Origin of the sequence: Gordonia effusa NBRC 100432, from assembly GCF_000241305.1 — a bacterium.
Taxonomy (GTDB): Bacteria; Actinomycetota; Actinomycetes; order Mycobacteriales; family Mycobacteriaceae; genus Gordonia; species Gordonia effusa.
Genome location: NZ_BAEH01000018.1, coordinates 19,495 through 43,382 on the forward strand (window position 1 = coordinate 19,495; position 23,888 = coordinate 43,382).

A 23,888-nucleotide genomic window follows, 5' to 3' on the forward strand; every position below is an offset into this window, starting at 1 on the left:
CTGGCGGGCGTGCTCTATTTGATCCACCTACCCCTTCGGAGCAACTACAGGCTCGCGTCAACCGCGCCCAACATGGTGCCGATGGCGCGGCTCGCGGATCCGGCGAGTCGCGCGCGAGTGAACTTTTCAGGCGAGGACAGCAGAAGTCGACCCGACTCGACGATCATCGACAGTAGAAAATGCGCGAGGACTTCGACGTCGGCATCTGATGACAATTCTCCGTGGCCGACACGATCGGTGAGTAGTGCGGTTAGCTGATCGGCGGCGACCTGGCGCCCGTACTCGAGGCGCTTGCGAAACTCCGGTGTGGTGCTGTCGGCCAACACCAGGGCGGCACGCCACAGCTCGGGTGAATCTTCGAAAGTTCGGAGCAGATTTCCGGTCAGCCGCCCGATCAGGTCTTCGATGGGCATACTCGACGGCTCGGGTGGAAGGGCCGCGAGAAACTGTTCATTCGCGCGACGTTCTTCGCGCGCTAGGGAAGCACGCAGCAGTGCGTTCGTATCGTCGAAATGCTTGTAGACCACCGGCCGCGTGACGTCGGCTTCTTTGGCGACCGAGTCGATCGACACCTTCCCAACTCCGCGGCTGGCGATAACCCGCAGGGTCGCGTCGAGCAGGTGTTCCCGGCGCTGTTCCGGAGCCATTCGCGGGGCGTAGGGTCGCCGCTTCGCCTCCGACGTGCTTGTCGTCACATCTCGTCCGTTCCGTATTGACAGCGTGATCACTCATGGGAAATAGTACACCCACTGTAGCTACAGTGAGTGTAGCTATTGACGTACGAGGAGATGGCCGTGAAATTCGACGACCGGAGCGATCGCGTCTGTCTGATCGGCGCGGGCTACACGGGCAACGGCTTGGCCTACGCCCTCAAGCGGGCCGGCATCGTCTACGACCAACTGGAGGCCACCGATCGAATCGGCGGCAACTGGGCGCACGGCGTATACGACTCGACCCACCTGATCAGCTCCAAGCGATCGACGCAGTACACCGAATATCCGATGCCGGAGCACTATCCGACCTTCCCCAGCCGGGCGCAGATGCTTTCTTACCTCGAGTCCTACGTCGAGCATTTCGGCCTGGGCGACAGTATCGAGTTCGGCACCGAAGTCGCCCGTGTCTCGCCGGTCGACGACAATGGCTCAGCCGGATGGCTGGTGGAGCTTTCCTCCGGTGAGACACGTTGCTACCGAGCCGTGGCAATCGCCAACGGTCACTATTGGCAGCGCAATATCCCGGACTACCCGGGCGAATTCACCGGCCGGCAACTGCATTCCAAGGATTACAAGCGTCCGGAAGACTTCGGTTCGGGCGACCGGGTGCTCGTCGTCGGAGCCGGTAACTCGGCAAGCGATATCGCCGTGGAAGCATCGGCAACCTATGGCGCGGCGGATATCTCGATGCGTCGGGGATACTGGTTCATCCCCAAGACCATATTCGGCATCCCATCGTCGGAGTATGACCGCGTGTGGTGCCCACTGCCGCTGCAGCGGATGGTCTTCAAACAACTTCTCCGGCTGAGCTACGGAGACTACCGCAAATACGGTTTGCAGCGCCCAGACCACAAACTGTTCACGCGCGATGTCACGGTCAACAGTTCACTGATGTACGCGCTCCAGCATGGGAAGGTGCGGCCGCGACCCGAGATCAATCGGTTCGACGGCACCCGCGTGCACTTCACCGATGGCTCGTCGGATGACTACGACACCGTGGTCTGGGCGACCGGATTTCGAACCCGCTTTCCCATGCTGGACGAGTCAATGTTCGTGTGGGACAACGACAATCCATTGCTGGTGGAGCATGTTCTGGTACCGCGCTACGCCAATATCTATCTCTGGGGATTGGTCGCGCCGCGATCAGGTGCGGGCCGAATCATCTCCGAGGGATCGGCATTCCTCGCCGAAGCCGTTGCAGCCCAAGGCTACTTCGACGAGCCGCTATCAGATGTCGTAGCCCGTTGGGTCAAGGCCAGATCGTCGATGCTCGCGGGATCGGCGGAAATTCTCGGCCGCATCAAGATCCTCAGACGGGCGCTGCGGATTCTCATCGCGCGAACCATCGTTAAACCTCGATCGGTTTCCATATCCACCACACAGGAGTCAGCATCGATATGAACCTGCCACCCTCCACCCCCCAATCACGTGTTCTGATCACCGGAGCATCAAGCGGAATCGGTGCGGCCCTTGCCGAATCGTTCGCCAAGCGCGGCTACTGCCTGATTGTCGTCGCACGACGTGAAGACCGATTGGTGACGCTGGCGGATCGACTGCGGACCCAATATCTCGTGGAGGTCGATGTGCTCGCATGTGACCTTGCCGATCCGGTAGCGCGGGACGAGCTTCTCAAACGTCTCGTGTCGACCGACATAAGTGTCATCTGCCTGAACGCGGGGTTCGCGACATACGGTCGTATCAACCAGCTGAGCGCGGCACGGGAAAGAGAACAAGTTGAACTGAATGTCGTTGCGGTACATGATTTTGTCCTCGCGTTACTGCCGCGCCTGATCACGCGGGGGTCAGGAGCGATCCTCATCACCGGGTCGACGGCCGGCAATCAGCCCGGTCCGAACAACGCGACTTATGCGGCGGCGAAGGCCTTCGCCAATACCCTGTCGGAGTCGTTGCACGCTGAGCTCGCCGGCTCCGGGGTAACCTGCACCCTCTTGGCACCAGGTCCGGTGCGCACCGAATTCGGGGCGGTCGCCGAGCTCGGCGCGATCGAAGCCCATCTGCCTGGCTTCGCGTGGGTCACCGCCGACCATGTTGCCGAACAGGCGATTAGGGGAATCATGGCCGGGCGGCGTCGAGTAGTTCCCGGGACTGTCGCCAAGATTCAAGACGTCGGCGGAAAGCTCACCCCGCGTTCGATCCTCAGCCCAATTCTTCGAAAAGTATACGGAGACATGCGATGACCGATGACTATGGCCTTCGGGGCAGCATCCGACAGGCGCTGCGCCTGGCACCCCCACGCGGCCTGCTCTACCGCGACGCCCACTATTTCAGCGCCACCGTCGACGTCGACGTCGCGGCGATGCGTCGCTGGCTGCCGCCGGGTATTCGTCCGGCCACGCCTGGTCGCGCCGAGGTGTTTACTGCGTGGTTTCCCGAGTGCACCTATGGATCGGTGTATCACGAAGCTGGAATCTTTGTTCATATCAAGACAATTCGCGGCACTGGAATTCATTGCCCGTGGATGATCCTGGACGATGACGTGCCACTGATCCTCGGCCGAGAACTACTCGGTTACCCGAAGAAGCTGGGGCGGATCGACTGGGACTTGGATGGTTCAGCGATCGCGGCTTCTGCGACTCGCCGCGGTGAACAGCTGATTTCGATGAAAGGTGTTCTCGGCGAGACGATTTCGGATGCACCGCCCATCCTTGGCAGGCCGCATCGGAATGTCATCGGCACCCTGGGCCTCGCCTTACCGAGAATTATCGGCTTCACGCCGGGCGAGCATCCGATCGAGACACGACGAGTCGACCTCGATGAGTTCAGGATCGGCGGATCGGAGCGAGACCCCATCCATCTGATGGGGCTGCGCGACGTCGTTGAAGCGCGCCTGCACCGCGTCGACTTGTCGGCGGGAATTCCGCCCGTACCAATCCGTCCGTTGACGCCATTGTTCTCCCTTACCCGCCTGCGACCGAGAGTGCTTTGAGATGACCGAATCCGTTCTTGCTCAACCATTTACGCTGTCTTGTGGGCAGATTCTCCCGAACCGCATCGCGAAGGCGGCGATGAGTGAGCAACTCGCCAACCGCGACGGCACCGCTACCGACGAATTGCGCAGGCTCTACGCGGTGTGGGCTCGAAGTGGAGCGGGTCTACTCCTGTCGGGCAACATCATGGTCGACCGCGACGCATTGACCGAACCGGGCAATGTGATCCTTGACGACGCACGCGATCTGGATTCGATACGCGCCTGGACCGGTGCGGCCCATGAGACTGATACTTTGATCTGGGCCCAGATCAATCATCCTGGCAAGGTTGCCGTTTCGCCCTTCAACCGCCGACCGGTGGCGCCGTCGGCGCGACGAAGTTCAGTTCCCGGCTACAACATTCGCAAGCCGCGGGAACTCAGTCATGCCGACATCGAACTGCTGGTCGCCAAGTTTGCCCGAACGGCACAACTCGCGGTCGCCGGCGGCTTCGATGGCGTGCAAATCCATGCGGCACATGGCTATTTGCTGTCCCAGTTCCTTTCACCGCTCGCCAATTCCCGTGCCGACGAATGGGGCGGAACCGAAGCCGGTCGCAGGAAACTCCTTCTCGATATTGTTGCCGCCGTTCGAGACACCGTCGGGCCAAGAATTCCAGTGTCCGTCAAACTGAATTCGAATGACTTCGTCCATGGTGGGTTCAGCGACGAGCAGGCCCGCAATGTCGCACTGGCGCTCGATGACGCGGGAGTCGACCTCCTTGAGATCAGTGGCGGAGGCTACGAACAGCCCGCGATGACTGGCGTCGCCACCGGTCAATCTGATACTGGCGAAGGCTATTTCGCCGACTTCGCCCGGCGGATTCGGGACGTATCCGGTATTCCGCTGATGCTCACCGGTGGATTGCGATCGCCGCGGACGATGGAGTCTCTCATCGGCAGTGGCACGGTCGATGTCGTCGGGATCGGCCGCCCGCTGACCTTCGCTCCGACCTATCCGCGCGCCATCATTTCAGGTCACATTCCTGATCTACCGAAGGGTGCGCCCCGCATGGGCTATCGCCCGGCCGACGGCTACCTCGAATTGGCTTGGCATAACGATCAACTGCACCGAATCGCAGCCGGCAAGACGCCGCAGCGAAAGCCCGGCCTCCGCACTATCAGCCGGGCTATCGGCCGAGTATCAGTGGCAGCGGCGAAACAGGTGACTATTCCGCGGTGACGTCACCTCAGATCACCCCGAGACCGCGGAGGCTGCGGGCGTAGTTCTCGATGATCTGTGGCGTGATATGCGGGATGTCGGACGACTGCCCGACGCCAGCGGTTCGGACCGCGTCGTGGAATCGGTCCGCCGACGCCATACCGCGATTGTGCGGCGTCATCGGGTGAACATAGTTGTGCAGCAACGGAATCAACGATCCGCGTCGCTGCTTTTCCGGCAGATCGGCGAGGGCCGCACCGAATCGCCGATACCAATCGTCATAGTTGTCTACAAGGCTGATCTGCTCGCCGCTGTCGATCAGCCAGCGAATGTACTGATCGAATCCGATGCCGTCGGCGTGCGGGTTCATCGCGTTGAAGGTGCGGGCTCCGTCCTTAACCCACAGGGTGTTGATCGCTTCGGCGAGGAAATCGACCGGCAGAGCATCGAAGTGGGCCTCCTGTGCCGATCCGTCGGTGGCGAGTTGATAGAAAGAGCGAGGTGCCAAGCCGGTGGCGAGCACGCTCATCAGTAGCCGCGTGAACATGTCAGGTAGGTTCAGCTGCCCGATGGTGTGATCATCGGCGACGATCATGTCGCAGCGAAAGACGCTGACCGGTAACTCAAATCGTTCGTGCGCCTGCGCGAGCAATACTTCGCCGGCCCATTTGCTGTTGCCATATCCGTTGGCGTAAGTGTCGTTAATCTCGCGTACCGAGCTCATCTCGCGGATGTCGGGGTCCTCGGTGAAAGATCCCGGCGCGACCTGGTCGCCTACACCGACCGTTGAGATATACACGTATGGCTTACGGGTGGTCGTCACCGCGAGTCTGATCAGCTCAGCAGTGCCAGATACGTTGGGTCCGAATAGTTCTCGATATGGCAACACATGGTTGACCAGCGCCGCGGGATCGATGATGAGGTCGACGGACTTTGCCAATTCATCCCATACGTCTGGGGTGAGCGCGAGGTGATCCGAGTCCTTGTCGCCGGCGAGAACCCGAAGGTGGTCTTTGGCCAGTCGCTGGTACTCCGACCATAGATCGCTGGAGTCGAATGCCGCGTCTAGGCGCGCCCGGGCGGCATCATCGTCCGCACCTCGAACGAGGCAGATCACCGTGCCGCCGACTTTTGCCATCCGACGCAACCAGTCGAGTGTCAGATAGCGACCGAGGAATCCGGTTGCGCCGGTGATGAATACGGTCCGTACGTCGGTCGCAGCCGACGTCACGTCGGACGCAGCGCGCAAGGTCTCCTCGTCGAGGAATTTGTCGAGAGTGAGGTCCGCTGCCCGAAGGGTGGTTCCGGTGCCGTGGACCGATTCCGCGGTTGGCCGGGCCTCGCTGTGTCGCCCGTCGATATGTTCGGCTATGTCGGCCAGCGTCGATGACGGGCTGGTCAAGACGCCGACCGGTACTTCGGCGTCGAAGATGTCGCGGAGTTCGTTCCCGACCGTGACGGCGGTGAGGGAATCTCCGCCGAGGTCGGTGAAATGTGCCGCGGCCGTGACCTCCCCGTCGGCGAGGTCGAGTATCGCTGTGACCACGTCGATGACCGTTGTCACCGTTGAGCGTTGTGCGGCAACGGCTTTGACGTCGCGCAGCCTGGTGATACGGCTATCGGCCAGCTCGGCGTAGAGGGCCTCCAGCCGAGCGCCGTAGCGCTCTTTGAGTTGTGGGCGCGCGAGTTTTCGGATGCCGGTAAGAAGACCGTTCTCCAGGCTGAACGGCGTGCGTTCGACAATCACATCGCGCGGAATCTCTACGGCCGCAAGGCCATTACGTTCGCCATGAGAGCGCAGTGCCGTCAGTACTTCTCGTCGCAGCTCGTTGTCGTCGGCGTGTCGTTCGCGTAACTCGGGGGTGGGCACGACGACCGCGAGCAGATAGGGCCGCGCGCTGTTGCCGTAGACGTACAGTTGCTGGATCGGCGGGGTGGTCAGTACCGCCTCGATGTGGGCGATCGCGACGAACTCACCCTGCGAAAGCTTCATCACGTTGTTCCGGCGGTCGACATACTCGATTTGGTCTGGGCCGGTCTCGGCGACGATGTCGCCCGTCCGGTAGTAGCCCTGGTCGTCGAAGACCGATGAGGTGAGGTCGGGACGGTTGTAGTACCCCGCGAAGATATGGTCGGTCTTGACGAGCAGTTCGCCGCGCGGGTGCGGCCGATCGGTGCTCAGGTAGCCGAGTTCAGGAACGTCGAGAAGCTTGTAATCCACCACCGGCGGTCGCTGGATGCGGCCGTCGATGGAGACGCCGGCGGCCTCGGTACTTCCATAGCCTTCGATGAGTGGAACCGGCAGCATCGCTTCGACGAAACGCCGAACCTCATCGGAGATCGGTGCGGAACCGGTGATGGCGGTGGCAGTCCGGGTACCGAAATAGTGTTCGCGCATACGGGTGAGGGCGTCTTGTTCACTGACGTCCTGATCGGTGAGGCGGACGTACTCCTGGTACAGCATGTCCCAGATGCGCGGTACGAATTGCAGGTCGGTCGGCTGGACCGCTGCGAGGTCGGTGAGCAACTCGGCGAGGTCGGCGCGCGGGGTGAAGTACGCGGTGCCACCATTTCCCAGGGTTTGCCACAGAGTGCTGCGTCCCATCACGTGGCTCATCGGCATGAAGTTCAGGGTGATCCAGCCGTGACCGTCGGTGGCGCGCCCCAAGCCGCTGAGTCCCGATTGGAATAACCGGGTCACCGCGGTTTCGGTGTACATGGCGCCTTTGGGGGCTCCGGTGCTACCGGAGGTGTAGATGAGGAGGGCGACGCGGTCGGGGTTGGCCGTGATCTGGGGCAGTGGAGCCGGCGGTGTCGTCGGCTCGGCGCCGGGCTGGCGGAGATGCACCTGGGTGCCCGCAGCGACCAGTCGTCGTGCCGCGTCATCGAGCGTGGTTCCGTCGCGCGAGCCGATGTCGAAGACCAGCACATGTCGCAGGCCGGTGTAGGTGCCCGATTCGGCCAGCCGAGCGATCGAAGGCAGTTGATCGGCCGCGACAACCGCGCTCACACAGTCGGTTTCGGTGAGGATTGCGGCCCAGACGTCGACGGACCCGGCGTTTTGCAGTGGTACCTCCATCGCGCCGAGCGTGCCGACGGCAAGCGAGGCGATGGTGTACTCCGCGCTAGTGAAGCCCACCGTCGCCACCCGGTCGTTCTCGGCGACGCCAAGTGTCGAATGGAGAAGTCGCGCCATGGAATCCGCCCGCTCAGCGAGATCTCGGTAAGTCATCGAATGCCAGGACGAGGGATCACTATTGTTTCGCCAACCCAGCGCGGGGCGATCACCGTAGCTCTCGGCGAGAACCCGGACAAGTTCGGCAATCGTCGCACAGTGCGAGATCTGCTCTGTCGCTTGAGGATCGGGGTTCAGCGGCTCGATGGCAGACGGAAGCGCGTTGGGCTGGTCAGACATGGGTCATCTCCCTCAACATGCATAGTTCGTGTTGCTAAATATGTAGTTGTAACGTACTCCTCGCATGCGCTATCGGAAGACGGGGGTGAAAGATCTCACTAGTACGTGCGGTTGTGAGCAGATGGTGCTAAGCGGGCGAAGCGGGTGAAATATGTGCGGCGGCAACGGAATTGAGGGAGGGCCAATATGGCCGAGAATCACTCCTCGTGAAACCAATACAGATCGCCGGTCGCGTGCCGGTAAGTGAATCGAAAGCCGTCGCTGGGCCGTGAGTCGAAATGGGCCACTCCGACGGCGTCGATCATCCCGCCGGTGGTGAACAGACACCCAGCGTCGTCACGTCGCACTGAGATCACCCACACGACGCCAACGAAATGCGCGGAGGTCGTTTCCCGGCATTCCCGAGCCGCCGCATCGAATGCGGACGCCGATATCGATGTTCGGAAGTCGCGGGTACTCGGGACAACCATGAGAGTCGCGGCCAGAACAATCATTGCGATACTGACTAGTTGTAGGCGACGGGCGCCCCAGCACCAGGCCGCTGCCGAGCCTGCTATCCACACGGCGAGCAGCGGGAGGAATACGGGTAGTGCGATGAACGGATGAAGGTTGGCGGTGGAGTCGGCCGTTGCGGACGCGACGACCAACATTGCCATCAGCGGTAGAGCGCAAAACACTACGAAGATGAGCGGTCCGAGCCACTGTCTTGGGGTGGGTGCGCCAGGTGGCGGCAGTGGGTCCATCCAGCCAGCGTAGTTGCGCCCAGGGGAGTGGATGCGCAGGCAGAAGTCGCGTCGCGTGGTTCCCCGTCAGCGACTCAAAAACGCCCCAACCGTCGACTCGAAGGCATCCTTCGCCTCGATCATCACCCAGTGTCCGCAGTTGGGGAACACGTGAAGCTCGGCGTTGCGAATCAAGCGCAGCGGAGCCAGCGACATATCCGGCGGGCTCACCCGATCGTCCAGTCCCCAGGTGAGCAGGGTTGGACATGTCACCTTGTGCATCATCGACCAGTACGGCGGGTTGTCGGAGTTCGCTAGGAACTTCTGCTGCATCGCGAAAGCCGCTGAGCCATACATCATTTGGGCGGTCTTCTGTGCGTCGGGATTGATCGCGGCGGCCCATCGTTCTTCGATCAACTCGTCGGTGACCAGCTTGCGATCGAAGACCATCGAGTTGAGCCAGCGGATCAACTTGTCCCGGTCGGGTGCGTCGGTGAACTCCTGGAGCAGGCGCAATCCTTCGGATGGGCTGGGGCTGTACAGGTTTGGCCCGACGCCGCCGATCGTCACGAGTTTCGTGACGCGGTCGGGATGTTTGATCGCCAGATTGATGCCGACGACGCCGCCCATCGAGTTGCCGACCATCGCGGCCGAGTCGATCGTCAACGCATCCATGAACCGGATGACCGACGCTCCGGCGGTCAGGACCGGATGGCCTTCGACGGCGTCGCTTACGCCGAAACCGGGGAACTCGATCGCGTAGCAGTGATGAGTCTGGGCGAAGAATTCGAGGTTGCCGCGGTAGTTACGCCAGCCGGTGACCCCGGGGCCCGAGCCGTGGAGCAGGATCAGCGGCGGACTGTCGGGTGAGCCGGCCTCGTGGTACCGGATTACGCCCTGGTCGGTGACGAGTTCACGTTTGGTCGCGTCGTATGAGACATCCACCTCTACACAGTAGAACGTGTTCTAGTTATTGGGTAGTGGTGGGGTCCGATAGCCTGTCGTCGAACGTAAGTCGACGAGGAGTCAGTGATGGGATGGGGGCAGATCGATGGGGCAGATCGCGCAGTACCAGCGGCTGGAGGACGCGCAACTCGACGAGTTGCTTGCCGGCGATCGAGCCGACGTCTTCGAACGCATCGAGGAATTGGCCGAAGAGGGTGGCGGCGTCGAGGATATCGACAAGTTTTGGGACGGACTGCATTTCGTCCTTACCGGTAAGCCCGGCTCCGAACCAGTCGACGGTGACCCGTTGAGCGAAGCGATCGTCGGGATCGCGTTCTTCGACGACGACGAGGACGCCGACTTCATCACCTACATCCCGGCGGACCAAGTTGGTCGGATCCGCGTTGCGCTCGACGCGGCGCCTGACGAGAAAGTCGCGCAGGGCTTCGACGCCAAGGCCATGCGGAAGAAGGTCTACCCCAATATCTGGTCCGACGACGCCGCTGAGTTAATCACCACGCTGACCACCGAACTGCATCGCTTGCAGGGGTTCTACCGTGCCGCGCACGATGCCGGGCAGGCGGTAGTGGTCAGCATTTACTGATCACGACTGTCCGCCCGCCAACGCGGCGACATCCTCCTCGCCGAATTTGTTCTCCAGCGTTTCCGGCGAGTAGTCGATGTCGATCTCGGCGACCGGACGGCCCCGCGCGGACTCGATCGCACCGAGTCGACGTTGCGCGCGGTCGGCCGCATAGGACAGGAACTCGGAGTTGTCGATGCCGAACGGCGGCTCCTCGAACTGATCGTTGACCCACTCGATCATGCCGAGGGCCATCGGCATCAACTCGGTCATCCGGTCGGTGACCGCGGCCCACAGGGAGTCGTCGGCGGCGACGTGACGTCGGCACGTGAACGTCCCCCACGCCATGTGACGGCGTTCGTCGTCGCCGATTCGTTTGATCAACTCTTGCATCCCCGGGAAGATGCCGCGCTTGGTACACACCCGCTGCCACGCGTAGTAACCGGTTAGCGCGAGGCTGCCCTCGATGACGTGGTTATAGGTGACGCTGGCTCGAATCTGGTTGAGCGGAGAGGGATCTGACTCCAGTAGGCCGAGTGATGTAGGCAGTTCGTCGTAGAACAGCTGGCGGTAATACGGGTTGTCGGCGACATACGGGTGCAGGTCATCGGCTAAGCCGACGGCATCCATCCAGAGCCGGAAAACCTGGGTGTGCTTGGCCTCTTCGAAGCAGAATTGCGACAGGTACATCTCGTCGCCGAATCGTCCTTCGGCGGCCATCGCCTTCATAAACGGTTGAATATCCTCGGTAACCGCCTCTTCGCCGGCGATGAACTGCGCGACGAGGTAGGTCGAGGACCGCTGTTCTTCGGGATTCAGCGTCGGCCAGTCGACGGCGTCCTGGCTGAAATCGATGTCGGACGGGTTCCAGAACTTCCCATTGCCCTTGGTGAAGAGGCGCAGGGGAAACGACTCCCAGTGCAGTCCTCCAGAGCGGAGCGAGGAAAACCCTTCGCGGCCAACGGGTTTAGGGGCTATTACGGTCATGGGGCTCACCACTTGTTACCGATAGTGTGTTTGCGGCTGTCCTCTTGACGCTAACCCTCGACGCCGACGGATGTGGGCGAATGCGCGACGTCGTTGCTAGTCGTGCCCGGTGCGCCGGCGGACCATCACATTGAGTAGGCGCAGACCGAGCCCGAGCAGAACGAATGTGCTGATCATCTGGATCGATACGACTGCGCGAGCCGCTTGCGAATCCGGCGCGACGTCGCCGAAACCGGTCGTGGTGAACACAGTCAGGCTGAAGTAGAGCGCGTCCAGACGGGTGAGGCGTTCGTTGAATGTCTGCTGCCCGTATTCCGACATCAGGAAGTAGGTGGTCGAGAACACGACAACGTAGAAGGTGCCGACACCGACCAACATTTCCACCGCGGTGGCTACCGGATGTGACGAGTTGCGAAAGCGACGAATCTCCCACGCGCACATGGCTATTAATCCGACAATGCCGACGCTGAGCCAGAATTTGGTTCCCGACTCGGTTCGGCCGAGCGGAAACACGAAATACGCCGCGATCAGGAGAGCCCCGCCGAAGAGGGGACGGAGCAGAGCGAGCGCGACGGCCCGGCCAGACGCCGGGCCGTCGGGCGAAAAGGGGAGGGACGTGCTCACCAGATCCGGACGCGCTGGTCCGGTGCCAGATAGAGCTTGTCGCCATCGCTCACATCGAAGGCGTCGTAGAACGCGTCGACATTGCTCACCACACCATTGCAGCGGAACTCGGGTGGCGAATGCGGATCGATGGATAGGCGCCGAATCGATTCGGCGTCGCGGGATTTCGACCGCCAGATCTGCGCCCAACTGAAGAATACCCGTTGGACTCCAGTGAGGTCGTCGATCACCGGGGGATTGTTGTCGGCCAATTGATAGGCGACCAGTGCGATGGATAGTCCACCGAGGTCGCCGATATTCTCGCCAATGGTGAACTCTCCGTTGACTTTATGCTCGTCATCGAGGCCGGTCGGCGTGAAGGTGTTGTACTGCTCGATCAGGGCGCGGGTGCGTTTTCCGAATTCGGTGCGGTCGTCATCGGTCCACCAGTCGACCAGGTTGCCGTCACCGTCGTACTTAGCGCCCTGATCGTCGAATCCATGGCCGATCTCATGTCCGATCACGGCACCGATTCCACCGTAATTCGCGGCGTCGTCGGCGTCCGGATCGAAGAACGGCGGCTGCAAAATGGCTGCCGGAAAGACGATTTCGTTCATGCCGGGGTTGTAGTAGGCATTGACGGTCTGCGGCGTCATAAACCACTCGTCGTGATCGACCGGCTGACCGATCTTCGCCAACTCGCGATCCTGCTCGACCGACGACGCGCGAGCGACATTGCCGATCAGATCGCCACGGTCGACGATCAGCGCGTCGTAATCACGCCAGTGCGCGGGATAGCCGATCTTTGGGGTGAACTTGTCCAGCTTGGCCAGCGCCTTGGTGCGGGTAGCCGGTGTCATCCACTCGAGGTCGGTGATATTGCGCCGATATGCCTCGATGAGATTCGCGATCAGCTCATCCATACGCTTCTTCGCGGCCGGCGGAAAATGTTGTGCGACATACAGTTTCCCGACCGCGAAGCCCATCGCGTCTTCGACGAATCCGACGCCGCGTTTCCATCGGTCCCGAATCGTCTCCGCGCCGGTCAGCGTGCGGCCGTAGAACGCGAAGTTGGCGTCCACGAATGGCTGTGACAAATAGGGTGCTGCCGATCGAAGCAGTCGCCATGTCAACCAGGTCTTCCACTCTTCCAGCGGGCGCGCGGTAATGAGTTCGGCGACACCGGTGACGAAAGAGGGTTGGCCGACAACGACTTCGGCGAATGTCGGCTCGGACGCGGTACCCAGCCCGCCGATCCACGCGTCAACGTCGAATCCGGTTGCGGCAGTGCTAAATTCGGCGAAGTCCATCAGGTTGTAGCTGAGCTCGGCATCGCGGCGCCGAACCACGTCCCAATGACTGGCGGCAATCGCCGTCTCCAGATCGATGACGGTCGCCGCGGCATCGGCGGCATCGTCGATCCCGGCCAGGGTGAAGACCGCGGCGACATGCTCCCGGTACGCCTCCAGGGTGTGCGCGTGCTTCTCTTCGCGGTAATAGGACTCGTCCGGAAGCCCGAGACCCGACTGCGTCACGTGGACCAGGTAACGATCGGAGTTACGGGCGTCGGTGTCGACATAGAATCCGAGCAGGCCACCGACGCCGTGTCGCTGGAGCCGGCCGATTCGGGTGGCAAGCGCTGACGTCGAGTCGATCGCGGCGATCTTTTCCAATTCGCCGGTGATCGGGCCGATGCCGAGGGCATCAATATGCGAGGTGTCCATGAACGAGGCGTACAGGTCGCCGATCTTGCATTCGTCAGTCCCGCTCTCCGCCTTGGCTTGTGAAGCGGCGACGATGATGTCGCGGACGTTCTCTTCGGCGCGGTCGCGCAGCACATAAAAAGCGCCGTCGACGGAACGGTCGTCGGGGATAACGTGACTGACCAGCCATCTGCCGTTGACATGGCTGAACAGATCGTCCTGGATGCGGATGGAGTCATCGACAAATGAGAGGTCGATGCCGGAGACGGGGGTGTGGTCGGAGACGGATTCAGTAGCAGTCACGGCGACCATCCTTCCACCCTTGGCGAGATCCGTCAGCCTCGTTTGCCGGTAGTGAACGCCGAAGTTACGACTCGCCGAGGGCGCGGTCCATCGACCAAATGAGAATCTCGGCGTCCGATGTCGCCTCGATCGGTTCGCCGCCGAGGTCGGTGCCGCGAATCGCGTCGCCGCCTTCCAGTCGAGCGCCGTCGAAGCTCACGCTTCCGCGCGTAACCATCGCCATCGTGAACCGGGTCGACGGGACGATGATCCGTTGCTTCTCGGTTGGGCGTGCGGCGTACATCGTCGCGTTCTTGTTGGCGATGCGGATGGCCGAGTCGATCGCGGGCGACCCCGAGGCGATAGCGATGAGTTCACCGTCAGTGAGGTCTCCGGTGACATCAGACTGTGCGTAGGACGGTGCGCGACCGTAATCGTCGGGCATGACCCACATCTGGACGAACCGGACCGGTGTCTGTCCCGATTCCGGTCGCGACGACCAGGTGTCGTTGCGTTCTGAGTGTTCGACGCCGGTCCCCGCACTCATCCGCTGGGCGAGCCCGGGGTAGATGACGCCGGAATGTCCGACCGAATCTTGATGCACGAGTGAACCGTCGAGCACCCAGGTGAGAATTTCGGTTTCGCGATGCGGGTGGGTGTCAAAACCTTGTCCGGGCGCCACGGTTTCCTCGTTCACCGCGAGCAGGATGCCGAGGTGTGTGTTGTCGGGATCGTAGTGATCGCCGAAGGAAAAACTGTGCCGCGACCGCAACCATTTGGTCGCCGTGGTGGCGCGGTCACCGGAGTACTGAACTGCGTAGGTCACCTATGCATTGTCCCAGCGTGGGCGGTGAATATCCAATGCCGTCGAGGCCCGCGACACTTGGGCCACTTCGGTATCGCAGGTCACAATTCTCACTTCACTAACCGCAATGTGACCCTATTGTGACTACGTTGGTAGCAGATCGAGAGTGTTCTCGGTCGACAAGATGATGTGACACGAGTGAAGATTGTGATTATGAAGATCTGGGTGACGCGCGCGCCATTGGCGTTGACCGCGGCGGTGGCGTGTGGTCTGGCGATAACGTCATGTGGAGCCCAGGAATCGCCTACGAGTGTGACCGGTGTGGTCAATAATTTTGCCGGTGCGCTGTCGCGCCAGGATGCTTCTGCGGCCGCCGCCAGCACCACCGCACCGGGCCAGGCATCGGAGCTGTTGACCGGCACATTGAACGCGATGCACGCGCAGCGCATCGATATCTCGGTACACAAGCCGGTCGAATACAGCGACGGTACGGCGTCGTTCTCGCTGACGACTCGGTACACGTGGGCGAAAGATCGCACCTTCGAGACAAAGACTGCCGGTACCCTGCGCAAATTGTCGTCGGGCTGGAAGATTCAATGGGACCCGGCGCTGCTGTACACCGGGTTGACCAGGGATGCGCAACTGCGGGAAGTCCGGACCGATGCGACACCCGCGCCGTCGGTGCGCAGTGCCTCGGGCAAGAGCTTCATGGTTCTGCAGCCGGTCAACCAAATTGTCCTGGACCCGTCGAAGACTACGAATCTCAAAGCGTCGGTTGCCGGGCTGGTTCGTACGATCAAGCCGATCGCACCGCTGATCACCGCCGATGTCATCGACGGCATGGTCGCGAAAAATCCGGGGCAGCCGATCACCGCGGTTACCCTGCGGAACTCGGATATGGAAGTTCTGGCCGGCAATCCGGCGAAGGTCAATGGCGTCTCGGTGAACCGCACCGACATGCTGGTGATGGCCGACCGTCGTCTCAACTCGCCGCTGGAAGTAGGACTCACCAACTATTGGCAGGCAATTCGGGACGCGACGTCGGGCTGGCAGGTTCAGCTCGTGCAGCCCGGTCAGCGTCCGACCAAACTCGCCGGTGAACAGGGACCGGCGGGCAAGAGCGTGCCGACGTCGATCAACCAGCAGGTGCAGCTCAGCCTCGGGGATGCGGCCGTCGAAGTCGCGCAGCCCGCGACGATCCTCGCCCTCGACGCCAACACCGGCGGCATCCTCGGCATGGCACAGAACGACGCCGCAGCCGCACGAGGCATCAACCTCGATCAAACCTACCCGGTGGGGACCACGCTCAATCAGGTCTTCGCCGCTGTCCAGCGCATCGCGTCGGCACAGACCACCGACGAAACGCTGCTCGACCGACTCGGACTCGGAGTGAAATTCACCGTTCCGGGAGCCGCCACACCGGCGAAAACCAACGGCATCGGCACAATCGATTTCAAGCCGTCGGACTTCAACGCTTCGATGCTCAACATGGGCGCTCTCGGCGTCGCGATGGCACGCAGTGCGAATAACTCGCCGTCATCGGTCGCTCCGTACGTGATCTCCGGAACTCCGACGAAGGTGTCAGACGGACAACTCGGTGCGCTCGACCCGGTGCTGAGCAAGCAGATTCTGGCAGCGATGGCGACCACGGCGAAGTCGGGCGATGCGAGCGACCTGCGGCGAGCGCAGGGCCTTAAGGCGCTGGTGGGTACCAACGGTCCGCAGGGGCCGGGGTGGTTTGTCGGAATCCAGGACCGCAAGGTGATCGTGATCTACACCGAGGGTGCGCAGTCGGGAACGGCCGCACTGCAGGTCGCGCAGAAGTACTTCACCATCAAATAGTCGGGAGCGCTCCGCGCTGTCGAACTCGCACCAGCCGAAGGCCGATCCGCCAGCCGAGCAGGAACAGGCCCAAGGCGCAGGTCGCGACGATGATGAAGCTGACCTCGGTGCCCTGGTGCAGGATCCAGCGCAACATCATCCCGACCGCGACCGTCACAATCCACACGACGATCCCGGTGGGCATCCGCTCCGGATGGAAATCGCTACGGAGCATCTCGCTCGATCGCACATGCGAGTACAGGTAGCAGATTGACCATCCCGCGGCCGCGCCGACGGCGAATGGCCACCACGACTGCAGAAAACTCAGCGGGTCGAATCCGTGATGATGGTTCACCCGGCCGATTGCCATGAAGACGGTTACCGCGATTAAGTCAGCGAACGCAGCAGCCAACAGTGGGAGCGTCGACTCCCCGTTGGCGGAGGGTGCGTTTCCGACTTTGGACATGGTTGCGCCAGAATAGCGTCTTTTGTGTGGTGAGTGGGCAGCCGGTCCGCCGGGACAGGCATATCGAGGACGTCGACAAGAGGTCGCGCAACTATTCGGCGACGGCGATGGAGAAATGAAAAATATCGTCCCCGTGGGTGTGGCCGAAGGGCAATATGCCCCCCGACACCCGTGAGGGGGCCGGAAATCTAGGCTGTCGCCGGTGGTGGCTCGTCGCCGTTGCGCCGGGGTGCATCGTCCGCTGCCAATTCGACGTCGATTGCCCTCTCGACAGCCTCAAGGTCGTCACTCGCTGTGTCGGGTTTTATGGTTCGGCGGAACATGATCAGGATGACGATCCAGCCGATGACCGCGATGAATACGTAACTGATCATGCGGTAAATGAGCACTGCGGTGATGGCATCAGCCGCGGGCATACCCGACGATGTCAACGCGGGCACCAATACCGCGTCGACCACGCCGATACCGCCGGGCAGAAGCGGAATCGCCGAACCGACCGCCTTTCCCGCGGCGTAGGCGACCATCAGGCCCGAAATACTCGGGTGTGCACCGATCGACCAGCAAGCGAACGCCAGACACGCGACGTCGGCGACCCAGTTGAACAGACTCCATCCGAACGAGATCGACGCATCGCGTTTGTTGAGTTTCACCGCGCGCAACTGCTCAAGGGTCTCGTGCAACTTGTCGACGCCGTGGTCGGCTGGCTTGTTCCGAATCTGGTTGACCCATCCGAGCGCCCGCGTGCCGCCGGACTGGACTGACTCCGGGTGAGTGGCGAGGTACTGCATGATCACCGCCACCGCGACGAAGCCGACGATCGAGAAGATGATCGAGAATGGGCTGGTCTTGGCGCCGGCCATGATCGCGCCGCCGAGCCCGAGCACCGCGAGCCCGACGCCGGCGAGCAAACCCGACATCACGACCTGCCAGGAGGCAACCACCGGTGAAGCGCCCCACTTTCGGGTCTCCCGATAGGTGAATGCGGGCGAAAGTACTTGGCCGCCAGGCATAGTCTGGCTGACCGAGTTGGCGGCGAGGATCACCGCGAGTGATTTCCACTGCTTGACCACCACACCCGCCGAGCGCAGCAGCGCACGCTGTACCTGCGCGAAACTGTCCATCGACAGCAGGGAAGCGACGATGCAGGCGGCGATCCAGCCCCACTGCAATTCGCCGATACGCGCCCACGCGTCTTCCAGTTTCGGCCAGATGAGGACGGCCTCGACTGAGAGAACGGCCACGACCAAGGCGATCAAGATCCACCGAAGCCACCAAAGCCGGTGTCGCCGCGCGGCGCTCGGTGAATCAGACATGGTGCTCACCATAGCGTTTGGTCGGGCGTGAACATTACCCCACAGTAGGTGTACACGCACTGCGTCGCGGCATTCTTATCGATGAACGCACCGCTACGCTTGGCTTTGTGTCAGACACCGGACTTGGGCCTTCGCAACCGCCACATGGGTTGGCTGGTCTGCGTGAAATCGACCGCGCGAAGGTTCATCCCCTGGTCAGGGCGACCGCGGAGTGGAGTTGGCGACTGCTGGTCATCGCCGCGGCCGGTGCGGTATTGGTCATGTTCTTCGATCGCTTCGAGACGGTCATTGTCCCGGTCGCGCTCGCGATTCTGGGCAGTGCGATGCTCGTGCCGATCGTCGATGCCCTGGATCGCGCCGGTTTGCCGCGCTCGCTGGCAGTCTTGCTGGCTCTTGTCGGCGCTATTGGAGCGCTCGCCGCCGTGATGACCTTCGTGGTGGAAGAGTTCATCAAAGGTGTTCCGGCGCTGGTTGATCAGGTCACCTCGACGGTCAACGACGTCAGGAGATGGCTCATCGACGGTCCGCTGGGGCTCGAGGACAAGCAGGTGGGCAACGTCGGCAACGACTTCACCCAGTTCCTGCATAACAACCAAGACAAGGTGACCAGCGGAGCCTTGGCCACCGCGACCACCGCGTCGGAGATCGTGACTGGCGCGCTCTTGACCCTGTTTCTCGTCATCTTCTTCTTGTATGGCGGCGGCCAGATGTGGGAGTTCATGACGCGCGCCGTCCCCGTCGGCAGCAGGACAAAGGTACGGGTGGCCGGTGTCGCGGGATTCGGGACGCTCGTCGGCTACGTTCGCGCGACGGTAGCTGTCGCCCTGGTCGACGCCGTCGGCATCGGTACCGGACTGGCGATTCTTAATGTGCCCCTTGCCCTTCCGCTTGCCTCACTGGTCTTCCTCGGCGCTTTCGTGCCGATTGTCGGGGCATTGGTGACCGGCTCATTGGCGGTGCTGGTCGCGCTGGTCACCAAGGGATGGATCGCGGCGGTCATTTCGGCAGCCATCGTCGTCGGTGTGATGCAGCTGGAAAGTCATGTGCTACAACCATTTCTCCTCGGTCGCTCGGTGCGACTCCATCCGGTGGCCGTGGTTCTGGCCATCGCGGCCGGCCTGGTTTCGGCCGGAATTGTTGGTGGCCTGTTGGCCGTTCCGATAATCGCCTTCCTCAACACGGCGATCCGTAGTCTCTATGCCGATTCACGTTCGGACGGCGGGTCGGATGGTAAAGACCCCGATGCCGACCCAGCTGGATCAAGCGGCGAGAAGTCGGAGAAGAAGTCGAACGAGGTAACCGGTAAGTCTTTGTCGGATAAGCGTATGTACGTCGCCGAGCCCGACGAACCGCAGTGGGACGAGTTCGGCGAGAATCCCGGCACGGCAACGTGAATGCGGCTTTCGGAACGCGCGAGTCCGCCGTCGAAACTCGACGACGGCGTATCGCGGACGACGAGTCGGACCCGGTTGGCCCGCTGTGGAATGCGGCGCAGGTGTTCCGACTGCTATCGGTGCTCTACGCGCTTGGATTCCAGATCGCGATCAACGGCGACCTGCTGCACCCGGCGACTACCTGGGCACTCTTCGGTGGCCTGGTCTCGTCGTCGGTTCTGTTCGCCGTGGCCTACCTGGTGGGGTTCGGTCGCAACTGGTACTGGATTGTCACTGAGCTCGTAGTCACCTGTGCCCTGTTGATGTCTACCTGGCTAGTGGCCAGCGACGAGTGGGTTACCAACAATCAGACATGGCCCACGACCTTGTGGGCGACGAATGTGGTCATTTCGGCCGCGATCCTGGCGGGTCCGGTTGCCGGTGGGGTGTTTGCCGTGATTAGCGGCGGCACAAGCCTTTTCGTCAAGGGCACGGTGAGCTTCAACTTCGGTCGCAATGCGACACTGATCGTTTTGCTGGCGGTCGGCGTAGTTGTCGGGCTCGCCGCGGTCAGCGCTCGTCGATCGCATCGCGCGCTGGTGGTCGCGATGAGACTGACTGCCGCGACCGAAGAACGCGAGCGACTTTCTCGTGAAGTCCACGACAGTGTTTTGCAGGTGCTGGCGCTGATCGCCAAGCGAGGACGTGAAATAGGCGGCAGCACAGCCGAATTGGCCACGTTGGCCAGCGAACAGGAACGGACGCTGCGGCAGCTGTTGGCGGCGACCGAGATCGACTTGCCGGCCGAGGTCGTCGCGGCGGATCGGGCCGACCTGGGTGCGCTCATCAGAGCCCATGCGGCCGAACGGGTTTCGGTTAGTGCACCGCCCGACTCGGTCATCGTCGACGCGACGGTCGCGGCCGAAATCGATGCGGCCGTGACGAATGTGCTCGACAATGTGGTCAAACACGCGGGCGAGCAGGCTCGTGCTTTTGTACTTGTGGAGAACCTAGGTGAGCAAGTGGTCGTCAGCATCCGCGACGACGGCGTCGGCATTCCCGAGGGACGGTTAGCGCAAGCGCAACGTCAGGGCCGACTGGGCGTCGCGCAATCCATTGTGAAACGTATCGAAAGTCTTGGTGGCACTGCCGTTCTCGACTCTGGACCGGGAATCGGGACCGAATGGGAGCTCACCGTCCCACTGCAGGTAGATAGGAGAATGTAGTGAGCGAAGACGCAGGATCGACTTTGCGGATCATGGTCGTCGACGACCATCCGATGTGGCGGGAAGGCGTGGCGCGAGACCTCGCTGACGAGGGCTTCGAGGTGGTCGCCACCGCCGACGGCGTTGCAGCGGCGGCACGCCGAGCACGCGCGGTCACTCCGGACGTGGTGCTGATGGATATGCAGCTTCCCGATGGGACCGGGGCGCAGGCAACTGCGGAAGTTATTGCGGTATCACCGAATTCGCGCATCCTGGTGCTATCGGCGTCCGATGAACGCGACGATGTACTGGAGGCGGTGAAAGCCGGTGCGATCGGCTATCTGGTGAAGTCGTCGTCGAGGGCGGAGTTGGTCGATGCGGTTCGGGCCACCGCCGCTGGGCAGGCGGTGTTCACTCCGGGGCTGGCCGGGTTGATCCTCGGTGAGTATCGGCGGATCGCCGCGGCGCCGGATGCCGGTCCACATGTTCCCGCGTTGACCGCACGCGAAACCGAGGTCCTACGGTACGTCGCCAAGGGGCTCAGCTCCAAACAGATCGCGACCAAACTCACCCTCAGTCATCGCACCGTGGAGAATCACGTGCAGGCGACGCTGCGGAAGCTGCAACTCGGCAACCGCGTGGAGTTGACTCGCTACGCGATCGAACACGGCCTCGACGAGGAATGAGTTTCCGCAGGTCATTTCGGTAATTACCCAGCGGATATAGGTAGAGTTACGCACTCGCGGACGAATCCGGTCATGCGACCGTGGAGCAATGAATGCCCCAGATCCCGCACAGTTGCCACCGACGCTGGTGACCCTTGCTCGGCTGACCGCCGATTGCGCCGACCTCTCCCGCCGGGCCTCCGCGATATCCAATGACCTCGCGCAGGTCCGGCGATGGCTGTCGGAGCCATCCGCTGCCGTAGGCGCACCTACTGTGCCGGCGGAAACGCCAGCGCCAGCGCAGATTCCACCGGGTTACGCCCCGGCCGGTAACGCGCAGCCAGTGCCCGGTGGCCCGCCCTACGGCGTCGATCCGCGAGGCGCCCGCCAGCCGTTCCCGCCCATGTATCCAACATCTCCCCCGAATCCATTGGTGGCACCGTATCCATCCGTTGCGCCGTATCCGAAGGCTCCACCGAGTCCGGCGCGTCCGCCCCGGCGGCCTACGTCGCAGATCATCGGCCGAGTGCTTGCCGCGGTCGGCGTCGGGATCACGCTCATCGGCGTGGTACTGCTACTTGTGCTCGCTGCTCAGGCCGGTCTGTTGCGGCCGGAGCTCCGGGTTGCCGGTGGTGCGCTGCTCGCGGTGGCTCTATTGGCCGCGGGGCTGTTTGTGTTCCGCCGCCCCGATGGGCGCGTCGGTGGAATCGCCTTGGCCGCAACGGGTATCGGCGCCGCGTATCTCGATGCGATGGCGACCAGCACCATCTACCACTGGCTGCCGTCGGCGGCTGCGCTGATCGTTGCCGGACTGATAGCCGTTGCGGGACTTGCGCTTTCGCGGTGGTGGGATAGTGAATGGATCGGTGTGTTGGTGATCGTGCCGCTGGTGTTTCTGGGCCCGGTCATCACTCGCGGATTCGACTTCACGTTGATCGCGTTCATGCTGGTTCTGTCGGCCGCCGCATTGTGGGTGCCGATCGGTAAGGATTGGATCGGGTATTACGCGGCACGTACCGCCGCATCGACGGTGCCTCTCACCGTTGGCTGTCTTGCGGCGTCTGGTCAGCTTGCCGGCGATGATGCGGCTCTGTTGATCGGTTGCACGGTGGTCAACGCTTTGCTCGCGGTGGGTTCGGCGCTGATTGTGTTGCGTCCCACCACTCATCGTGTTGTTCTCGTTGCGATCAGCGGTACCGGCGCGATTCCACTCGCTGTGGCAGCCGCCGTCGTCGACCCGCGAATCTGTGCCGCGGTGATCGCGGCTTACGCGGTGATCTTAGTGGCGCTTGGTGCTGGCGGTCGTCGTATCGCCGGTGTGACAGTAGGCGTACGAATCGCATGGTTCTCGACCGCCGCGCTGGCAGCGACGATCGCTCTGCCGATGACCTTCGATCAAACGGTCGTAGTGCCGGTACTACTGGCAGTTGCCCTTGGTCTGGCGGCAGCGTCGACGACCACACGTGCCGGCATCGACGCTGCCTTCGCCGCGATGATGCGCATTATCGCGACCTGCCTAGCCGTCCTCGGCGGTATGGCCTTGCTGGTGCTCTGCCCACCGTGGAACCTAGCGTCGGCGCCGAATCTGACTGCGGGGGAAGGTATCTCGGGAATCGTCGCGAGTCTGCTCGCGGCCGGTGCGGTGGTTGCGCTAGCGGCGTCGTATCAGCGGGCCGACGGCCGGACAATCGGCGACAACGATCGGGTGCGGTGGACGATTGCCGGCGTCATCGCCGTCTACGAATTCACTCAGGTCGCAGTGGTGACCGGGGTTCTGATCGCGGGCCCCGACGGTGGATTCCTCGGCGGACATATGGCAGCCACGATCGGCTGGATTGCGGTGGCCGCCGGGATCCTCGGCTATGCGACGCGAGTGCGTGGCGTCAACCGAACCCTATTGGTGAGCGCCGGGCTCGCACTAACCGCGGGTGCCGTGGGCAAACTGTTCCTGTTCGACCTGGCCACGCTCAACGGTCTGTTCCGAGTAGCCGCATTCATTGTCGTCGGTCTGGTGCTACTGGCACTCGGCGCCGGCTACGCCCGGCTACTCGACAACAAAGCCGCCACGCCGTGAAAATCGTCCGAATAAGTGCTCACCGAGGGCAGTATGCCCTCGGTGAGTAACTATTCGGACGAAAT

General features: G+C 62.2%; 20 protein-coding genes. 10 read left to right on the forward strand and 10 right to left on the reverse strand.

Going from position 1 to position 23,888, the window contains the following annotated elements:
- Positions 1-44 precede the first annotated feature (44 nt).
- The gene (locus GOEFS_RS02620; protein ID WP_211600638.1) at positions 45-695 is read right to left on the reverse strand and encodes a TetR/AcrR family transcriptional regulator; all 651 of its coding nucleotides are present in this window, start codon (positions 693-695) and stop codon (positions 45-47) included.
- Positions 696-788: 93 nt separating this feature from the next.
- On the opposite strand from GOEFS_RS02620, the gene GOEFS_RS02625 reads away from it, so the two are divergent.
- Genes GOEFS_RS02625 through GOEFS_RS02640 form a run of 4 tightly spaced genes read left to right on the forward strand, consistent with a single transcriptional unit; the run spans position 789 to position 4,882 of the window.
- Complete coding sequence (locus GOEFS_RS02625) at positions 789-2,114, forward strand: flavin-containing monooxygenase (RefSeq protein ID WP_040524347.1); 1,326 nt, start codon at positions 789-791, stop codon at positions 2,112-2,114.
- Positions 2,111-2,911: an SDR family NAD(P)-dependent oxidoreductase gene (locus tag GOEFS_RS02630; protein WP_007316324.1), complete on the forward strand. Its 801-nt coding sequence runs from the start codon at positions 2,111-2,113 to the stop codon at positions 2,909-2,911. Before GOEFS_RS02625 ends, GOEFS_RS02630 begins: the two co-directional genes overlap by 4 nt.
- Complete coding sequence (locus GOEFS_RS02635) at positions 2,908-3,660, forward strand: acetoacetate decarboxylase family protein (RefSeq protein WP_007316325.1); 753 nt, start codon at positions 2,908-2,910, stop codon at positions 3,658-3,660. The genes GOEFS_RS02630 and GOEFS_RS02635 overlap by 4 nt, the downstream gene beginning before the upstream one ends.
- Position 3,661: 1 nt before the next feature.
- Positions 3,662-4,882: an NADH:flavin oxidoreductase/NADH oxidase family protein gene (locus tag GOEFS_RS02640; protein WP_007316326.1), complete on the forward strand. Its 1,221-nt coding sequence runs from the start codon at positions 3,662-3,664 to the stop codon at positions 4,880-4,882.
- A gap of 7 nt (positions 4,883-4,889) precedes the next feature.
- Here GOEFS_RS02640 and car read toward each other — a convergent pair whose 3' ends face one another.
- The 3 genes from car to GOEFS_RS02655 all read right to left on the reverse strand — a co-directional run bounded on the left by car (position 4,890) and on the right by GOEFS_RS02655 (position 9,943).
- On the reverse strand, positions 4,890-8,276 hold the full coding sequence (gene car, locus GOEFS_RS02645; protein ID WP_007316327.1) for a carboxylic acid reductase: 3,387 nt from the start codon (positions 8,274-8,276) through the stop codon (positions 4,890-4,892).
- Between the two features lie 197 nt (positions 8,277-8,473).
- Positions 8,474-9,019, reverse strand: a complete 546-nt coding sequence (locus GOEFS_RS02650) for a hypothetical protein (RefSeq protein ID WP_138917856.1) — start codon at positions 9,017-9,019, stop codon at positions 8,474-8,476.
- Positions 9,020-9,085: 66 nt separating this feature from the next.
- Positions 9,086-9,943, reverse strand: coding sequence for an alpha/beta fold hydrolase (locus GOEFS_RS02655; RefSeq protein ID WP_007316329.1), 858 nt, complete (start codon positions 9,941-9,943; stop codon positions 9,086-9,088).
- A gap of 106 nt (positions 9,944-10,049) precedes the next feature.
- Here GOEFS_RS02655 and GOEFS_RS02660 point away from each other — a divergent pair, with 106 nt between their 5' ends.
- Entirely contained in the window at positions 10,050-10,547 is a 498-nt protein-coding gene (locus GOEFS_RS02660) for a YfbM family protein (RefSeq protein ID WP_007316330.1), read from the forward strand.
- Here the strand turns inward: GOEFS_RS02660 and GOEFS_RS02665 are convergent, their stop codons facing one another.
- The 4 genes from GOEFS_RS02665 to GOEFS_RS02680 all read right to left on the reverse strand — a co-directional run bounded on the left by GOEFS_RS02665 (position 10,548) and on the right by GOEFS_RS02680 (position 14,927).
- A complete protein-coding gene (locus tag GOEFS_RS02665) occupies positions 10,548-11,513 on the reverse strand; it encodes a R2-like ligand-binding oxidase (RefSeq protein WP_007316331.1) in 966 nt (321 codons plus the stop codon).
- A gap of 96 nt (positions 11,514-11,609) precedes the next feature.
- Complete coding sequence (locus tag GOEFS_RS02670) at positions 11,610-12,137, reverse strand: potassium channel family protein (RefSeq protein ID WP_007316332.1); 528 nt, start codon at positions 12,135-12,137, stop codon at positions 11,610-11,612.
- Positions 12,134-14,131, reverse strand: a complete 1,998-nt coding sequence (locus tag GOEFS_RS02675) for a M13 family metallopeptidase (RefSeq protein ID WP_007316333.1) — start codon at positions 14,129-14,131, stop codon at positions 12,134-12,136. Before GOEFS_RS02675 ends, GOEFS_RS02670 begins: the two co-directional genes overlap by 4 nt.
- A 55-nt stretch (positions 14,132-14,186) precedes the next feature.
- Entirely contained in the window at positions 14,187-14,927 is a 741-nt protein-coding gene (locus GOEFS_RS02680) for a pirin family protein (protein WP_007316334.1), read from the reverse strand.
- Positions 14,928-15,119: 192 nt separating this feature from the next.
- Between GOEFS_RS02680 and GOEFS_RS02685 the strand changes: the two genes are divergently transcribed.
- Complete coding sequence (locus GOEFS_RS02685; RefSeq protein ID WP_040524370.1) at positions 15,120-16,748, forward strand: NTF2-like N-terminal transpeptidase domain-containing protein; 1,629 nt, start codon at positions 15,120-15,122, stop codon at positions 16,746-16,748.
- Here GOEFS_RS02685 and GOEFS_RS02690 read toward each other — a convergent pair.
- A complete protein-coding gene (locus GOEFS_RS02690; protein ID WP_007316336.1) occupies positions 16,741-17,193 on the reverse strand; it encodes a DUF3054 domain-containing protein in 453 nt (150 codons plus the stop codon). The two genes, GOEFS_RS02685 and GOEFS_RS02690, sit on opposite strands and share 8 nt — an antisense overlap.
- Positions 17,194-17,381: 188 nt before the next feature.
- Positions 17,382-18,506 carry a lysylphosphatidylglycerol synthase transmembrane domain-containing protein gene (locus tag GOEFS_RS02695; protein WP_245549752.1) on the reverse strand — a complete coding sequence of 375 codons (1,125 nt, stop codon included), beginning with the start codon at positions 18,504-18,506 and terminating at the stop codon, positions 17,382-17,384.
- A gap of 107 nt (positions 18,507-18,613) precedes the next feature.
- Here GOEFS_RS02695 and GOEFS_RS02700 point away from each other — a divergent pair, with 107 nt between their 5' ends.
- From GOEFS_RS02700 to GOEFS_RS02715, 4 genes are all read left to right on the forward strand, one after another.
- Complete coding sequence (locus GOEFS_RS02700) at positions 18,614-19,900, forward strand: AI-2E family transporter (protein WP_245549753.1); 1,287 nt, start codon at positions 18,614-18,616, stop codon at positions 19,898-19,900.
- Positions 19,897-21,105 (forward strand): MacS family sensor histidine kinase, encoded by a 1,209-nt coding sequence (gene macS, locus GOEFS_RS02705; RefSeq protein WP_007316339.1) that lies wholly within the window; start codon positions 19,897-19,899, stop codon positions 21,103-21,105. The genes GOEFS_RS02700 and macS overlap by 4 nt, the downstream gene beginning before the upstream one ends.
- A gap of 32 nt (positions 21,106-21,137) precedes the next feature.
- A complete protein-coding gene (locus GOEFS_RS02710; protein WP_083837215.1) occupies positions 21,138-21,770 on the forward strand; it encodes a response regulator in 633 nt (210 codons plus the stop codon).
- 88 nt (positions 21,771-21,858) lie between these two features.
- Positions 21,859-23,823: a DUF2339 domain-containing protein gene (locus GOEFS_RS02715; protein ID WP_007316341.1), complete on the forward strand. Its 1,965-nt coding sequence runs from the start codon at positions 21,859-21,861 to the stop codon at positions 23,821-23,823.
- The last annotated feature ends 65 nt before the right edge of the window (positions 23,824-23,888 follow it).

Bases quoted from the DNA above. Each gene is read 5' to 3' on its own strand.
- GOEFS_RS02625 (WP_040524347.1), top strand. From the start codon at position 789: ATGGCCGTGAAATTCGACGACCGGAGCGATCGCGTCTGTCTGATCGGC.
- GOEFS_RS02630 (WP_007316324.1), top strand. From the start codon at position 2,111: ATGAACCTGCCACCCTCCACCCCCCAATCACGTGTTCTGATCACCGGA.
- GOEFS_RS02635 (WP_007316325.1), top strand. From the start codon at position 2,908: ATGACCGATGACTATGGCCTTCGGGGCAGCATCCGACAGGCGCTGCGC.
- GOEFS_RS02640 (WP_007316326.1), top strand. From the start codon at position 3,662: ATGACCGAATCCGTTCTTGCTCAACCATTTACGCTGTCTTGTGGGCAG.
- car (WP_007316327.1), bottom strand. From the start codon at position 8,276: ATGTCTGACCAGCCCAACGCGCTTCCGTCTGCCATCGAGCCGCTGAAC.
- GOEFS_RS02650 (WP_138917856.1), bottom strand. From the start codon at position 9,019: ATGGACCCACTGCCGCCACCTGGCGCACCCACCCCAAGACAGTGGCTC.
- GOEFS_RS02660 (WP_007316330.1), top strand. From the start codon at position 10,050: ATGGGGCAGATCGCGCAGTACCAGCGGCTGGAGGACGCGCAACTCGAC.
- GOEFS_RS02665 (WP_007316331.1), bottom strand. From the start codon at position 11,513: ATGACCGTAATAGCCCCTAAACCCGTTGGCCGCGAAGGGTTTTCCTCG.
- GOEFS_RS02675 (WP_007316333.1), bottom strand. From the start codon at position 14,131: ATGGTCGCCGTGACTGCTACTGAATCCGTCTCCGACCACACCCCCGTC.
- GOEFS_RS02685 (WP_040524370.1), top strand. From the start codon at position 15,120: ATGAAGATCTGGGTGACGCGCGCGCCATTGGCGTTGACCGCGGCGGTG.
- GOEFS_RS02690 (WP_007316336.1), bottom strand. From the start codon at position 17,193: ATGTCCAAAGTCGGAAACGCACCCTCCGCCAACGGGGAGTCGACGCTC.
- GOEFS_RS02695 (WP_245549752.1), bottom strand. From the start codon at position 18,506: ATGTCTGATTCACCGAGCGCCGCGCGGCGACACCGGCTTTGGTGGCTT.
- GOEFS_RS02710 (WP_083837215.1), top strand. From the start codon at position 21,138: ATGGTCGTCGACGACCATCCGATGTGGCGGGAAGGCGTGGCGCGAGAC.
- GOEFS_RS02715 (WP_007316341.1), top strand. From the start codon at position 21,859: ATGAATGCCCCAGATCCCGCACAGTTGCCACCGACGCTGGTGACCCTT.